The sequence below is a fragment of the Paenibacillus sp. FSL K6-2441 genome, assembly GCF_037964765.1.
Lineage (GTDB): Bacteria > Bacillota > Bacilli > Paenibacillales > Paenibacillaceae > Fontibacillus > Fontibacillus phoenicis.
Genome location: NZ_CP150174.1, coordinates 3,510,818 through 3,526,157, shown reverse-complemented (window position 1 = coordinate 3,526,157; position 15,340 = coordinate 3,510,818). Strand labels below are relative to the sequence as shown.

12 protein-coding genes and 1 other annotated feature are annotated in these 15,340 nt (G+C 55.3%); all 12 genes read left to right on the top strand.

Going from position 1 to position 15,340, the window contains the following annotated elements; translation table 11 throughout:
* Nucleotides 1–18: 18 nt before the first annotated feature.
* The 12 genes from yihA to NSQ80_RS16140 all read left to right on the top strand — a co-directional run bounded on the left by yihA (nucleotide 19) and on the right by NSQ80_RS16140 (nucleotide 15,318).
* Nucleotides 19–663, top strand: coding sequence for a ribosome biogenesis GTP-binding protein YihA/YsxC (gene yihA, locus NSQ80_RS16195; RefSeq protein ID WP_339299884.1), 645 nt, complete (start codon nucleotides 19–21; stop codon nucleotides 661–663).
* A gap of 196 nt (nucleotides 664–859) precedes the next feature.
* Nucleotides 860–1,444 carry a hypothetical protein gene (locus NSQ80_RS16190; protein WP_009225153.1) on the top strand — a complete coding sequence of 195 codons (585 nt, stop codon included), beginning with the start codon at nucleotides 860–862 and terminating at the stop codon, nucleotides 1,442–1,444.
* Nucleotides 1,445–1,762: 318 nt separating this feature from the next.
* On the top strand, nucleotides 1,763–2,161 hold the full coding sequence (speD, locus tag NSQ80_RS16185; RefSeq protein WP_009225154.1) for an adenosylmethionine decarboxylase: 399 nt from the start codon (nucleotides 1,763–1,765) through the stop codon (nucleotides 2,159–2,161).
* 203 nt (nucleotides 2,162–2,364) lie between these two features.
* Nucleotides 2,365–3,810 carry a glutamyl-tRNA reductase gene (gene hemA / locus NSQ80_RS16180; RefSeq protein ID WP_009225155.1) on the top strand — a complete coding sequence of 482 codons (1,446 nt, stop codon included), beginning with the start codon at nucleotides 2,365–2,367 and terminating at the stop codon, nucleotides 3,808–3,810.
* A 205-nt stretch (nucleotides 3,811–4,015) separates the two neighbouring features.
* The gene (locus NSQ80_RS16175; protein ID WP_260071180.1) at nucleotides 4,016–4,642 is read left to right on the top strand and encodes an NAD(P)-dependent oxidoreductase; all 627 of its coding nucleotides are present in this window, start codon (nucleotides 4,016–4,018) and stop codon (nucleotides 4,640–4,642) included.
* Nucleotides 4,643–4,644: 2 nt separating this feature from the next.
* Nucleotides 4,645–5,607, top strand: coding sequence for a hydroxymethylbilane synthase (hemC, locus tag NSQ80_RS16170; RefSeq protein ID WP_260071179.1), 963 nt, complete (start codon nucleotides 4,645–4,647; stop codon nucleotides 5,605–5,607).
* A 6-nt stretch (nucleotides 5,608–5,613) separates the two neighbouring features.
* Complete coding sequence (gene cobA, locus NSQ80_RS16165; protein ID WP_260071177.1) at nucleotides 5,614–7,161, top strand: uroporphyrinogen-III C-methyltransferase; 1,548 nt, start codon at nucleotides 5,614–5,616, stop codon at nucleotides 7,159–7,161.
* Nucleotides 7,162–7,220: 59 nt separating this feature from the next.
* Nucleotides 7,221–8,225, top strand: a complete 1,005-nt coding sequence (gene hemB / locus NSQ80_RS16160; RefSeq protein ID WP_323077468.1) for a porphobilinogen synthase — start codon at nucleotides 7,221–7,223, stop codon at nucleotides 8,223–8,225.
* A 45-nt stretch (nucleotides 8,226–8,270) separates the two neighbouring features.
* Nucleotides 8,271–9,575, top strand: a complete 1,305-nt coding sequence (hemL, locus tag NSQ80_RS16155) for a glutamate-1-semialdehyde 2,1-aminomutase (RefSeq protein WP_009225160.1) — start codon at nucleotides 8,271–8,273, stop codon at nucleotides 9,573–9,575.
* Nucleotides 9,572–10,504 carry an RluA family pseudouridine synthase gene (locus NSQ80_RS16150; RefSeq protein WP_339299878.1) on the top strand — a complete coding sequence of 311 codons (933 nt, stop codon included), beginning with the start codon at nucleotides 9,572–9,574 and terminating at the stop codon, nucleotides 10,502–10,504. Before hemL ends, NSQ80_RS16150 begins: the two co-directional genes overlap by 4 nt.
* Nucleotides 10,505–10,685: 181 nt before the next feature.
* Nucleotides 10,686–12,143, top strand: a complete 1,458-nt coding sequence (locus tag NSQ80_RS16145) for a LysM peptidoglycan-binding domain-containing protein (RefSeq protein WP_260071175.1) — start codon at nucleotides 10,686–10,688, stop codon at nucleotides 12,141–12,143.
* Between the two features lie 85 nt (nucleotides 12,144–12,228).
* Nucleotides 12,229–12,491 (top strand) — a binding site (T-box leader).
* 151 nt (nucleotides 12,492–12,642) lie between these two features.
* The gene (locus NSQ80_RS16140) at nucleotides 12,643–15,318 is read left to right on the top strand and encodes a valine--tRNA ligase (RefSeq protein ID WP_339299876.1); all 2,676 of its coding nucleotides are present in this window, start codon (nucleotides 12,643–12,645) and stop codon (nucleotides 15,316–15,318) included.
* Nucleotides 15,319–15,340 lie beyond the last annotated feature (22 nt).

The following is a 15,340-nucleotide window of genomic DNA, read 5'->3' as shown; positions in this document are numbered from 1 at the left end:
CAAGAGAGGAAATGAACGATGAAGGTAACCAAGGCTGAATTTATCATCAGCGCTGTTGGCCCCAATCAATATCCTGAGGACGCCTTGCCGGAGATCGCTCTGGCAGGGCGTTCCAATGTGGGCAAATCGTCGCTGATCAATCGGATGATTAACCGCAAAAACTTAGCGCGCACCAGCTCAACCCCCGGAAAAACGCAGCATCTGAACTATTACCGGGTGAATGACCGGCTCTACTTTGTGGACGTGCCAGGCTATGGGTATGCCAAAGTATCCAAGTCGCAGCGCAAGGTCTGGGGCAAAATGATCGAGAAGTACCTGCAGGAGCGGGAGACGCTGAAGCTGGTGCTGCAGATCATCGATCTGCGCCATCCGCCGACCAAGGACGACGAGCTGATGTACGACTGGCTGAAGGCGTACGAGCTTCCGGTGTGCGTCGTTGCCACCAAAGCCGACAAGGTGCCGAAATCGCGCTGGCAGAAGCACCTGAAAATTATCAAGGAAGCGCTGGTACTGCGGGCCGGGGATCCGTTGATCCTGTTCTCGGCGGAAGAGGGGATTGGCAAAGATGAGCTGTGGGCGCAAATCAAGCGGTATGCGGGGCTGGCGGAAGAAACCGAGGCTAAAAGCCCGGAAGCCTCCGATACAGAAAATGGGAAGAGCTAAGAATTCGGTAAATACGAAAGGGATTTGGAGCAGTTTCCGCAGGAAAGTGAGCATGCAGCGAAATTGTTCAGGTTAAAAACGGCTTAATGCCGTTTTTTCTGGAAAATGGCAAGAATTCACGTTTTGGCCGCTGAGCGTACGGTTGGAATCGTAGTGTATAATTATAATAAAGCGATTAAGAATTGAGGAGATTTGTATGGCTCAGCGGTTAGCCACAGAGTATGTCAATGCCAGTATGCGTTTAACGGAAGTTCAGATGTCGCAGTTTATTCACAAAGTCTACGATCCCCATGTGCGCCAGCGGGTCAAAGTGTTGGACAACGGCGGGCAAGAGGTCGTACTGGAGGATGACGGCGGTGAGGAAGTGCATCTTCCATTTGAACGTGTTGACGGTTATTATGTCTGCGAAATGTCTTTCCGCTTGGAAAAACCCCATTTAACGAACGTGATGAGACTGTTGTTCGCCGCCTTTAAAGGCTCCGGCATGGTCACCCGAATTTATAACGGATTCATGATGATGTATTATTATCAGGAAGGCCGGGTTCGCAAAATCGTCGAGTATTCTCGGGAATCCTACAAGCTTGTGTTCGAATACAAGGATGCGGCGGCGGAGCTGCAGCAAATTTACCGGAATAACGATATTGAGCTGGAAATCGCCCGGATCCGCAAAAACATTAATTCGCTGCTTGACCAGCGGTTTGTCGCGGATGAAGCGGATGTGGAACGCATCGACAATGAGCTGCGTCAATGCTCGCGAAGACTGTTTGTCCTAGAGGCATAAACTAAAATAGTTCAGTCCCCTAAACGGGTGTCACCAGAGAGAGGGCGACAACATAATGTACTAATGATAACTACCCTATTACAGGGTAGTTTTTTATTCATGAACCGCGAACGGATGCAGGGATTTTGCCGAAAAAATAGGTTGCATTTGTCCGCAAGAGATGTTATTTTTAATCTCGTTGAAAAGAATATAGGAACCAGGATTCACTCAGGACATGGAGATGTTGCGAGAGATGTTTCCCTCGAGAAGTGAATGACGTAGGTCCTAGCGGATGAAATTTTTTCAAACATTTTATTCCTAGGAAGGGGGAGCCGGAAGATGGAATATTCAACTTTCGGAAGACACGTTGCGGTTGATGCTTGGGGAATCGACTATGAGGTGCTGAACAACGCCGGGTTGTTGGAAGCCCACTTGGTGGAAGCGGCGGAAGCTTGCGGAGCGACCATTTTGTCGATTCAATCCAGACAGTTTGAACCGCAAGGAGCCACCGTGCTTGTGATGTTGTCGGAAAGCCACCTCTCGATTCACACGTATCCTGAGAGAGGGTTTGCTGCTATTGATTGCTACACCTGCGGGGAATTTGTAGATCCGCAGCTGGCGATCGATTACCTGGTGTCCGTCTTGAATCCGGAGAAAACGTATGCGAAGAAGCTGATTCGGGGCTTAGGCGAGCTGGAAGTAGCCGAAGCGGATTCGAATCGCGCTGAATTTGTTTAAGCGAGGATAGATTTTCTAAAAAATTGGAAAAAAGCTTAACCATGGGTCATCCATGGTTATTTGTTTTGAATGAATGAAATTCATAAATAATTCATAAAAAACTCATAGAAATCCCAGGGGAGCCGAAGGCTACTGTGATATAATTAACATAGTTTGTTTGCGATACATGCTATTGACACTTCTTCAAGGCAGGTGAACTTGCAATGCACATCGTCGTAGTTGGGTTAAACTATCGCACGGCGCCTGTGGAAGTCAGGGAACGCTTTTCTTTAACAGATACGGACATGCCGCAAGCGCTGCAGGAGCTCTTACGTACCAAGAGTGTATTGGAAGGCGTAATTATTGCCACCTGCAATCGTACAGAAATCTATGCCGTAGTTGATCAACTGCACATGTGCGGGTCCTTCGTTCGCAGCTTTATGGAACGCTGGTTTGGGGTTCCTCGCGAAGAATTTACCCGCCATTTATATATATATGAAGACGAACAAGCGATTCGTCATCTGTTCCGCGTTGCGTGCGGTCTGGATTCGATGGTGCTGGGGGAAACCCAAATTCTCGGCCAGGTCAAAAATGCGTTCTTGCTCTCGCAAAGCGAGAAATGCACCGGAACATGGTTTAATATGTTGTTTAAACAAGCGGTCACGCTGGGCAAACGAGCCCATTCCGAAACCGCCATCGGGGAGAGCGCTGTTTCGATCAGCTATGCTGCCGTGGAGCTGGGCAAGCGGATTTTTGGCAGCTTTGAAGGCAAACGCGTGCTGATCCTTGGTGCCGGCAAGATGAGCGAGTTGACGGCCAAGCACTTGAGCGGTGCCGGTGCGGAAGAAGTGCTGGTAGCCAACCGGACATTTGCCCGGGCCCAGGAGCTTGCCGCGAAATTTCACGGTGTGCCATGCACCATGCAGGAAGCGATGGAACGGCTGGAAGAGGTGGATATTCTGATCAGCTCGACCGGTGCGGAAGGGTATGTAATCACTTCGGCACAGGTCGCCCGCAGCATGAAGGGGCGGATGGATCGCCCGTTGTTTATGATCGATATCGCGGTGCCGCGGGACATCGAGCCGGCCATCGGCGAGCTGGATCAGGTATTCCTGTATGACATCGATGATCTCGAAGGCATCGTAGAGAGCAACATGGAGATGCGCCGCGCAGAAGCGGTTAAGATCGAAGCCATGATCGAGGACGAAATCGCCGCCTTCGGAACATGGCTGCAGACGCTGGGCGTGAAGCCGGTCATTCGCGCGCTGCAGGAGAAGGCTTCCGATATTCACGAGAATACGTTGGACAGTCTCTTTAATAAGCTGCCGGAGCTGGATGAACGGCAACGCAAAGTGATTCGTCGCCTCACCAAGAGCATTTTAAATCAAGTGCTGCATGATCCGATTAACCGGATCAAGGAGATGGCTGGCGAAAGTCAAGGCACGAAAGCGCTGGAGATGTTTACGCAGATTTTTGCGCTGGAGGATCGTCTGGAAGCACAAAGCGATGCACCTTCCGCATCCGGCAAGGAGATCTCCGCCTCACGGGAAGCGCAAGAAATGTTAGCGTCCCGGGCGTCCGAAGGGTTGCCGGAGCTCGAAGATGGGCTCCCAAACCAGGTCTCCTTCGAGCCTGAGCCTTCGTTGCCGCTGGCGAAGGTGTCTGTATAATCTGGATAACTGGATATTCTACACCGCGAGAACGCCCTGAGCCCTCTGCCGGATGCACCCGAATCGATGGCTGATTCGACGCTGAAGCGGAGGGGGAAGGGCTTTTTTTGAAGGGATGAACATGGAAAATTGCGGCAGGGTAGGGTATGCTATTAATCAGTTGAAGTAGGAGGGATGCGCCATACCTTATTATGTGCCCGTCCTATTGAATTTGGCAGGCCGTCGCTGCGTCATTATTGGCGGCGGACCGGTTGCCGAACGGAAGGCGACGATGCTGGCAGAGGCTGGAGCGGTAACGGTGGTGATTAGTCCCAACGTAACGGAAGGTCTGCAGCGGCTCCATCAGGAGCGGGAGCAAGTCGTATGGATCCAACGGGAGTATCAACAAGGGGATTTGGCCGGGGCGTTCCTCGCTTTTGCCGCGACCGATCGGCCGGAGGTCAACGCCGCTGTGGCCGCCGAAGCGGAGGCGGAGGGCATCCCGATGAATGACGCGGGCGAAGGGACGCGAGGCAGCATGATTACGCCCGGCGTTCTGCGCCGCGGGGGGCTGGTCGTTGCCGTCTCCACCTCGGGGGCGGGACCAACGGCCGCGCGGGAGCTGATCCGCGAGATTGATGAACACTTTGGCGAGGATTACGAGCGTTACATTGACTTTTTAAGCTCGGCGCGGGCTTTCATTAAAGAGCGAATCGACGATCCCGGAAGACGGAAGCGTCTGTTTCGGAGGTTGGCCGAGACCGATATATTGACCTCGATCCGGGAAGGAAGCTTTGAGCCGTGGAGCGAAGCAGCCATGATCGCCTGGATTGAGGAACAGACGGAGGAATAAGCATGACGAAGCGAACGATAGTGGTGGGTACGAGACAAAGCCAGCTGGCGCTGACACAGACGGGACAGGTCATCGACGATTTAAAAGCGATCTGCCGGGAGCATCACCTGCCGTTTGATTTTGAAATCCGCAAGATCGTAACCAAGGGAGACCGGATTTTGGACGTGACGTTGTCCAAGGTTGGCGGCAAAGGGCTGTTCGTGAAGGAAATCGAGCAGGCGATGCTGAACGGGGAGATCGATTTGGCGGTCCATAGCATGAAGGACATGCCGTCTGTGCTGCCGGACGGACTGATGAACGGTGCGGTGCCGCGGCGGGTTGATCCACGGGATGCGCTTATTTCAAGAAACGGACGGAGCCTTGACGAATTGCCGCAGGGGGCCAAGGTAGGGACCAGCAGCTTACGTCGCGCCAGTCAATTGCGCGCTTATCGACCGGACTTCGTGCTGGAGCCGATTCGCGGCAATATCGATTCCCGATTGCGCAAGCTGGAGGAGGAAGGTTTTGACGCGATCATTTTGGCCGCGGCGGGGTTATTCCGCATGGGTTGGGAACACCGGATTACGGCATTTCTTCCCGCAGAGGTCTGTCTGCCCGCCGTTGGTCAAGGGGCGCTTGGCATCGAATGCCGCGAGGATGACGACGAGGTGCGCCGGCTCTTGTCCTTATACAATGATCCGGACACCGCGGTGACGGTGGCTGCGGAGCGCCGTTTCCTCGGCGTGCTGAATGGCGGCTGCCAGGTGCCGATTGGAGCCTACGCGACGTTGCTGCCGGAAGAAGGCGCAAGCGGCGAAACCGGCCGTCCGCGTTTGCGATTGACGGGGATGGTTGGTTCGGCGGACGGAACGACGATTCTGAAGGAAAGCGCCGAAGGAACAGATCCGACCGAGCTGGGAGAGCAGCTTGCCGGCCGGCTGATCTCGATGGGAGCAGCTGCATTATTACAAGAAACCGGGGAGTGAACGAATATGGCTGGTAAGGTGTATCTGGTTGGCGCAGGCCCTGGAGATGCGCGATTGATTACGCTGAAAGGGCTTGATTGTCTGGAGAAAGGCGACGTGATCGTCTACGATCGTCTGGCCAATCCCAGCCTGCTGCGAAGAACGAAGCCCGGGGCAGAGAAAATATATGTCGGGAAGCGAACCGACCGTCACACGATGAAGCAAGAGCATATCAATCAGCTGTTGGTTGATTTGGCGCTGGCGGGCAAAACCGTCGTTCGCTTAAAAGGCGGGGACCCGACGATCTTCGGCCGCGTTGGAGAGGAGGCGGAGCTGCTGCGGCAGCACGGAATTCCTTACGAAATCGTGCCGGGGATTACGGCGGCCATCTCGGTGCCGGCGTATGCAGGCATTCCTGTCACTCACCGGGATATGGCTTCCTCGGTGTCGATCGTTACGGGGCGTGAAAGCCCGGACAAGCTGGATCAGTCTATCGACTGGGAAAAGATCACCAACGCGACCGGCACCCTTGTGTTTATGATGGGCGTGGCCAATATTGGTCATATCAGCAGACAGCTGATTCATTACGGTCGGCCGCCCGAAACGCCGGTTGCCCTGATCCGCTGGGGGACGAGAGCCGAACAGGAGACGCTGGTCGGGACGCTGGCCGATATTGAGCAAAAGGTACGCGAAGCTGACTTTAAGCCGCCGGCCGTCACGGTTGTCGGCGAAGTTGTGGCTCAACGGGAGCAGCTCATGTGGGCGGAATCGCTGCCGCTATTCGGCAAGCGGATTCTCATCACCCGTTCGCGCTCGCAAGCAAGCGAGCTGGTGCGCGGCATCGAGGAGCTTGGCGGCGAGCCGTACGAGTTCCCTGTCATCGACATCGCGATGCCGGAGGGCCGGGAGCTGGCCAGCACGGACGAAGCGCTCAATCAGCTAGAGCAGTACGATTGGGTATTCTTCACGAGCGTCAATGGCGTGGAGTATTTCTTCTCGCACCTGGAGAGACTGGGGAAAGATGTGCGCGGGCTGCATAAAGCGAGAATTGCCGCCGTAGGGCCGGCAACGCAGGCGGCGCTGCGCCAACGCGGGATTGCGGCGGAGGGCTTGCCGGGCAAGTTTCAGGCCGAGGGCCTGATGGAAACGTACGGCAGCGAGTTGAAGCCCGGACAGCACGTGCTGTTGCCGCGCGGCGACCTTGCCCGAGCTTGGTTGCCTGCTGCCTTGCGTGAGCAGGGCTTGACCGTCACCGAGGCAGTCATGTACCGGACAGTGCCGGCCGGGGAAACGGACGAAGAGCTGTTGAAGCTGCTCGAGAAAGGCCGTATTCACGCCGTCACCTTTACCAGCTCGTCAACGGTGACGAATCTGTTGGCCGCGCTCACCGGCATGGGGGTCGCCGATCCGGTCGCTGCCCTGCAAGGCGTGGACATCGCCTGCATCGGGCCGGTCACGGCGAAAACGGCAGAGGATGCAGGCCTGCGGGTTTCGATTCTTGCGGAAGAAGCAACGATCGACAGCTTGATTCAGGCGCTATGTGACTGGAAAGCGCGGACGGCGTCGGCGAAGTGATTTTTTTTGATTAACACGGAGGCTTAACCCCGTGCTGCATACTTAGGAGGGAATCAAAGATGAATTTTCCGATCGTAAGACATCGCCGGCTGCGTCAGTCGGCTGCGATTCGCGGGATGGTGCGTGAAACCGTCCTGACGGTGGACGACTTGATTCAACCGATCTTTGTAACTTATGGAAAGGGCGTCAAGAATGAGATTTCATCGATGCCCGGCGTGTTTCATTTTTCGCTGGACACGCTGGAAGAGGAAGTCAAAGAAATTATGGATCTAGGCATTCCGGCGGTTCTGCTGTTCGGCATTCCGGAAACGAAGGACAGCGTCGGCACCTCGGCCTTTGCGGAGGACGGGATCGTACAGGAAGCGACGCGGATCATTAAATCGCGGTATCCGGATTTGCTGGTCGTAGCCGACACCTGCTTATGCGAATTTACGGATCATGGCCATTGCGGGATGGTACATACGTTTGAACGCGACGGGCATGTCTGCGGCGACGTCATGAACGACGAGTCGCTGGAGCTGCTGGTGAAAACCGCTGTCTCCCAAGCGCGAGCAGGCGCTGACATCATCGCGCCGTCCAACATGATGGACGGATTTGTGCAAGCGATCCGTGCGGGACTGGATGAAGCGGGCTTCAGCCATGTGCCGATTATGTCATATTCCGTCAAATACGCGTCTTCGTTTTATGGGCCGTTCCGTGAAGCGGCGGACTCGGCGCCGCAGTTCGGCGACCGGAAGACGTATCAGATGGACCCGGCCAACGCCCGCGAAGCGCTAAGGGAAGCGGAATCCGACGTGCTGGAAGGCGCGGATATGCTGATGGTGAAGCCGGCCTTGGCCTTTATGGATATTTTGCGGATGCTGCGGGATCAATTTGATCTTCCGCTGGTCGCTTACAACGTAAGCGGAGAGTATTCGATGGTGAAGGCAGCCGCCCAGCAAGGCTGGATCAACGAGCGGGCCATCGTCACTGAGATGCTGCTAGGCATGAAGCGGGCGGGTGCGGATATCATCATCACGTATTTCGCCAAGGATATGGCACGCTGGCTGCGCGAGAATCAGTAAGCATAGAGCCAAGAACGGGGTTTGAACAGTTAAGGAGGGGGATCGATGAGCAAGGACACGATTGGCCGGCGGGGCGAAGAGCGATCGCGCCTGGCTTTCGAAGAAGCGAAGCAGGTCTTGCCCGGCGGCGTTAACAGCCCGGTGCGGGCATTTAAATCCGTTGGCTTGACGCCGATGTATATCGAACGCGGGGAGGGCTCCCGGATTTATGATATCGACGGCAACAGTTTTATCGATTATGTAGGCTCCTGGGGGCCGCTGATTATGGGCCATGCTCATCCAGAGGTGGTGCGTGCGCTGCAGGAGACGGCTGCGAAAGGGACGAGCTTTGGAGCGCCAACGCTGCTAGAGACGCAAATGGCCATGCTGGTTGCTGAACGGGTGCCGTCGATCGATGTGGTGCGGATGGTGAACTCGGGAACGGAAGCAACGATGAGTGCGATCCGTCTGGCACGGGGATACACGGGCCGCAGCAAAATTATGAAATTCGAAGGCTCCTATCACGGCCATGCCGACAGCTTGCTGATTAAAGCAGGCTCCGGCGTAGCGACGCTGGGACTGCCGGACAGCCCGGGCGTGCCTGAGGGGGTTGCCTCTAATACAATTGCGGTACCTTATAACGACTTGGCTTCGGTTGAGCTTGCGTTTGAGCGGTTTGGGGAAGAGATCGCCGGCGTTATCGTGGAGCCTGTAGCCGGGAACATGGGTGTTGTGCCGCCGCTGCCGGGATTCCTGGAAGGTCTGCGCCGGATTACCGAGCGATACGGCAGCTTGCTCATTTTTGACGAGGTCATGACAGGCTTCCGCGTAGGGCTGAATTGTGCGCAGGGGCGCTTTGGCGTTACGCCGGATTTGACTTGCCTCGGCAAGGTGATCGGCGGCGGGCTGCCTGTTGGAGCGTATGGCGGAAAACGCGAGATCATGGAGCAAATCGCGCCAAGCGGGCCGATTTATCAGGCCGGGACGCTGAGCGGCAACCCGTTGGCAATGGTTGCGGGTTACACGACGCTGTCGCTGCTTACTCCAGAGGTGTACGACCGGCTGGAGCGCTTGTCGGCGAAGCTGGAGGAAGGCTTTACGCGCAACGCCAAGGAAAAAGGTATTCCGTGTACGATCAACCGCGTGGGCTCGATGATCTGTCCGTTTTTTACCGAAGAGAAGGTTATCAATTACGAGACGGCAAAAACAAGCGACCTCGACTTGTTCCGCCGTTACTTCGCGGCGTTGCTTGAGCAAGGCATCAACGTGGCGCCTTCGCAGTTCGAAGGTATGTTCGTCTCGGGCGTGCATACCGACGAAGACATTGAGCTGACGATCGAAGCGCATCGCTTGGCGCTGCAAAAGCTGTGAGCGGCAAGCTAACCTGGACGCGGCGCGGGGAATGGCTCGAGCTGATGCCCGGCAAGCTGCCTGCGCGCGATGGGCAGGACCGTCTGGATGCGGCGATGGCTTGGCTGGAGGAGGGGCTGCAGGCTCCTCCTAAGCTGCTGCGTCGGCTGCGGGCCGAAGGCGGCATCAAGCTCGCCGGGGACCGTTTAAGGCTGCTGGCCTTTCCGGCCAGGGCATCGCAATATGCTCCGGTTGAGGCAGAGCTTTCGCTTTTATATGAGGATGATTTTTGCCTTGTCGTGCACAAGCCGGCAGGGCTAAAAGTCCATCCGGACGGCAACGAGGGGGGCGCTTCCCGTAGGGACTCGGCTCCGCCGGACACGCTTGCCAACCGCGTCGCGGGATGGTACGCCAGCCTGGGTCAGCCAATCGCTGCGGCGCATATTCACCGGCTGGACGAATATACGTCAGGACCGGTGTTGTTCGCAAAGAACGAATACGCCCATTTAAAGCTGGATGAAGCGATGAGCCGCAAGGAGATCGGACGGACTTACATCGCGTTTGTACAGGGCGTTGTTAGTTCCGCGCTTAAGGTCATTGACCAGCCGATCGGCCGGGACCGCCATCACAATCAGCGGCGCCGGGTGTCCCCTACTGGCAAGCCGGCGATCACGCATGTGGAGCTGATGGAGGTATACCCGAAGCACGAGGTGAGCCTCGTTCGGCTGACCTTGGAGACCGGCCGCACGCATCAAATTCGCGTCCATCTGAGCGCAGCGGGCCATCCGCTCGTAGGGGATGCGTTGTATAGCGGCAGCACGAAGTGGCTGCCTTATCAAGCGCTGCATGGTGAGCGGCTGGTGTTCCCGCACCCGCTCACCGGAGAAGCGGTGGAGCTGGGCGATCCGTGGCCGCCGGCCATGATCCAGCTGCGCGATCGCTTTCGTTGACAAGCCGGGCTGTCGTATGGCAGCCTGGCTTATTTTTTACTTAGAGTTGGTCTGTACCCTGCAATCGGCAAAAAGCTGGCATGCACTCCTTTTTGCAGCATATAGATTAAACGAGGATGATTTGGATCAAGATTCATCGATTTCTAAATCAGGTTTGGATATGCTGAAAGGAGGTAACGAGTTGGCTGATCAATCCTATGGTCTCAGGTTTGATATTTATGAGCGCATACATCTTTCTGAAGATGTGATCGGCATTGAAGAGCTGGAGGAGATCGAGCTCTATCCGAAAGTCCAGGTGATTCCCGGGGAGGAGTATGCCGCGCTGCGCGGCCATTTGCTGTTGTCGGGGGTGTATCGGGGAGAAGGAGAAACGCAGAAGCTGGAACATTATATTCCAGTAGAAATTACGATACCGCTAAGCCGGGTAAACCGGTTGGAGGATATCACGGTCGAAATTGAAAATTTCGATGTTGACCTGCTTAGTTCGCGCAGCTTGAATATTACAGGCGTCTTGTCGCTTCAGGGGGTGGAGACCATCGCCTTAGTGTCCGAACAAGATGCATGGAAGGATCGCGAGTTTACGACGGCCCATGTCGTACCGAATCTGCCCGGCGACGAATCGGAAGCGGAATCGAATTTCAACACGGAGGATTCAGCGGATTACGCTTCGGCGCTGACCGAGCCTGAACCGATCCCGGCAGCGCCTTTGCTGACGGAAGAAGTTCGCCAAGAGCCGGAGCCGACGTTCTCTTGGAATTCGTTAATCCGCGAAACGGCAAACGAAGAGCCGGAGCCTGAACTGGAGCTGAAGCAAGAGCCGCAGGACGAAGAGCCTCAACAAATCCCGCAATTCGCTTCGTGGCAGGCGTTTCCGGACGATGTCCTTGCCGCGCAAAAACGAAATGCGGACGAGCCGCAGGAAACCATCTCCTGGAGAGAGGATGTCCCCGCATTCCAGGAAGCTAGTCCTTGGGCGGACAAGGAATCCGAATCGGACTTTGGCGCTGCCGCAGAGGTTTTTGCAGATCAAACAGAGGAGTTGGATGTAGACGCAGCGTTTCAGGAGGAAATTCGCCCATTCGCAGAATCCGCGCCGATTGAACGTGCGAGTGAAGCCGTGGAAGCGGAAGCTGCCGAGCCGGAACGGGTTTCGTATGGGCTAGGCGAAGAAGTTGCTGTAGTGTCAAACGATACGGTGAACGAAGACGTTTTGGAGGCGGATGCGGCGGCTGAAGCCGATCAGGGTGCACCTGCCCAGCCAGAAGAGAAGAAGGAAATGAAGATCGCATTGGGTGCCAAAAAAGGGGATGACGAGGGGGGCCGAGATAGCTTTGGCTTAACGAAGCTGATTGCCTCTTCTTCCCGGCCCGCTCAAGAACCGCAGGAGGAAGCATCGGATCAGCCGAGTCTGGACGACAGCAGAGACCCAAGTGAGGGTGAGGAGCTGCGGTGGAAGAACCTGTTCATCAGCAACGAGGATCAAAACCCCTTCCGCAAAGTGCGTCTCGTGATCGTGCAGCGCGAAGAGACGTTGGATGATATCGCCCAACGCTACCACCTGAGTCCACGGGAGCTGCAGCTGTACAACCGGCTGTCCGAGCATCAGGTGAATGAAGGGCAAATTTTGTACATTCCGTGAGGATCTCCCCGTGAAATCAGGCGGATTGTTGACTCCCGTTCCTTTCCAAGTTATGATAATATAGATTAAAGTAATAAGATCTATGGCAAAGACTTGGAACGGGAAGAGTAGGCAGCGTACCCTTCAGAGAGCGGAATCCACGGCTGAGAGATTCTGCAGGACATGTAGCTCACCGAAGTCGCCCGGGAGTTGTCCGTTTGAGCAGCATATCATATGGGGTTAGAACGGACCGGCAGCAGCCGTTATCTGCATGAGAGTCGCATTTCTTGCACCGGATGGTGAATGAACCGGATGCCATTGATGCGAAACAAAGGTGGTACCGCGAAAGTAAAGCCTTTCGTCCTTTGAGACGAAGGGCTTTTTGTTTTTTCTTAGGCAGCATGAAGTAGGCGCGAAAGCCCGTCCCGAAGTCTTATGCACACGGTGTGGAGCTGATGACGCCAGTCGACTATCTTGGGATCGCCAAGGCTATGCTTATTTGTAACGGAGGTTGAATAGGATGACAGAAAATCAAGATCAACAAACTTCGTCGGTAGAAATGCCGACGACGTACGATCCGAAAGCAGCGGAGCAGAAATGGCACCGTTATTGGTTGGAGAACGGCTTCTTTAAAGCCGGACAACGGCCGGATGCCAAGCCCTACACGATCGTGATTCCGCCGCCTAACGTAACCGGGATGCTGCATATCGGGCATGCGCTGGATTTGACGCTGCAGGATATTTTGACCCGGACCAAGCGAATGCAGGGATATGACGCGTTGTGGCTGCCCGGGATGGACCATGCGGGGATTGCAACTCAAACGAGAGTGGAGCAGCGGCTTAGAGAGCAAGGCGTATCCCGATACGACCTGGGCCGCGAGAAGTTCCTCGAACAAGTATGGGCCTGGAAGGACCAGTATGCGGAAACGATTCATGAACAGTGGGCCAAAATGGGCGCTTCGCTCGATTATTCGCGCGAGCGGTTTACATTGGACGAGGGCTTGTCCCAAGCGGTTCGCGAAGTGTTCGTGAAGCTTTATGAGAAAGGCTTGATTTACCGCGGCAAATACATTATCAACTGGGATCCGGCGGCGCGTACGGCGCTTTCCGATATCGAGGTAGAATATAAAGAAGTTAACGGGCATCTGTACCATCTTCAGTATCCGCTGAGCGATGGAAGCGGCTATATCACCGTGGCGACGACTCGTCCAGAGACGATGCTCGGCGATACCGCCGTTGCTGTTCATCCTGAGGATGAACGTTATCGCCATCTGGTCGGCAAAACGCTTCGTCTGCCGATCGTTGACCGTGAAATCCCGATTATCGCCGATGAATACGTGGAGAAAGAGTTTGGCAGCGGCGCGGTAAAAATCACCCCGGCGCATGACCCGAATGACTTCGAAGTTGGTTTGCGCCATAACCTGCCGCAAATTAACGTGATGGACGAGACCGGCAAGATGAATGCTGAAGCCGGCAAGTATCAAGGCCTCGACCGCTTCGAATGCCGCAAGCAGATCGTGAAGGATTTGCAGGAGATGGGCGTGCTGATCAAAATCGAGGATCACGTGCATCAGGTTGGTCATAGTGAACGGACCGGCGTTGTGGTTGAGCCGTATCTGTCGACGCAATGGTTCGTGAAGATGAAGCCGCTCGCGGAAAAAGCGATTGAAGCGCAAAAATCGGGGAACGGCGTTAACTTCGTACCGGATCGGTTCGAGAAAATTTATTTGAACTGGATCGAGAACGTACGCGATTGGTGTGTTTCCCGCCAATTGTGGTGGGGTCACCGCATTCCGGCCTGGTATTGCGACGAGACCGGCGAAATGGTTGTAGCCCGCAGTGAGGAAGAAGCACGGGCCAAGCTGGGACGCGACGATATCCGACAAGACGAGGACGTGCTGGATACGTGGTTTAGCTCTGCACTTTGGCCGTTCTCCACACTGGGCTGGCCGGATGAGGATAGTGCGGATCTCAAGCGCTATTTCCCAACGTCCGTTCTTTCCACCGGTTACGATATCATTTACTTCTGGGTTGCCCGGATGATCTTCACTTCGCTGGAATTTACCGGTCAAGTTCCGTTCAAGGATGTCCTGATCCACGGCCTCGTCCGCGACAGTGAAGGGCGCAAAATGTCCAAATCGCTGGGCAACGGCGTCGATCCGATTGAAGTTATTGAGAAGTACGGTGCCGACGCAATGCGTTACATGCTGTCCACCAGCAACACGCCGGGGCAAGACCTGCGTTTTCGTTGGGAACGCGTTGAGCAAGCCCGCAACTTCGCCAACAAGATTTGGAACGCTTCGCGTTTTGCGTTGATGAACCTGGGGGGCGTGAAGTACGAGGATATCGATATCAGCGGCGAGCTGTCGACGGCGGATCGCTGGATTTTACACCGGATGAACGAGACGGCCAAGGAAATTACCCGCCTGATCGACGCTTACGAATTCGGAGAAACCGGTCGATTGTTGTACAACTTCATCTGGGACGATCTGTGCGACTGGTATATCGAATTGGCCAAGCTGTCCCTGTACGGGGAAGATGCTGCGGCTAAGAAGAAAACCCAATCTGTGCTGGCCTATGTGCTCGATCGCACGCTGCGCATGATCCATCCGTTTATGCCGTTTATTTCCGAGGAAATATGGCAGCATTTGCCGCATTCTGGCGAAACGATTACGCTGGCGGCTTGGCCGGAATACGACCCTGCGCTGGAAGCACCGGACGCTGTTCAGGAAATGAATCTGCTGATCGATGTCATTCGCGCTGTGCGGAATATCCGCGCCGAAGTGAATGTGCCGATGAGCAAAAAGATCGAGCTCGTCATCAAGCCGGGCAGCGCGGAAGTGCTGGAAGTGTTGTCCCGCAACGAGCATTACATCCGCCGTTTCTGCAATACGTCGGAGTACGAGGCTTCGCTGAACGCCGGCGTGCCGGATAAGGCGATGACCGCTGTTGTAACGGGAGCCGAGCTGTTCCTGCCGCTGTCGGGTCTGATTGATATCGGACAGGAAATCGAGCGGCTGACGAAGGAACTCGACCATCTGAACAAAGAAGTGGAACGCGTTGAGAAGAAGCTGGCCAACGAGGGCTTTGTGTCCAAAGCGCCGGCTAAAGTCATCGAGGAAGAACGGGCGAAGATGGCCGATTATTCCGAGAAACGCGACAAGGTGCTGGCACGGATTGCGGAGCTGAAAGGTTAATTGAAAATAAAAGTTCAAGAAG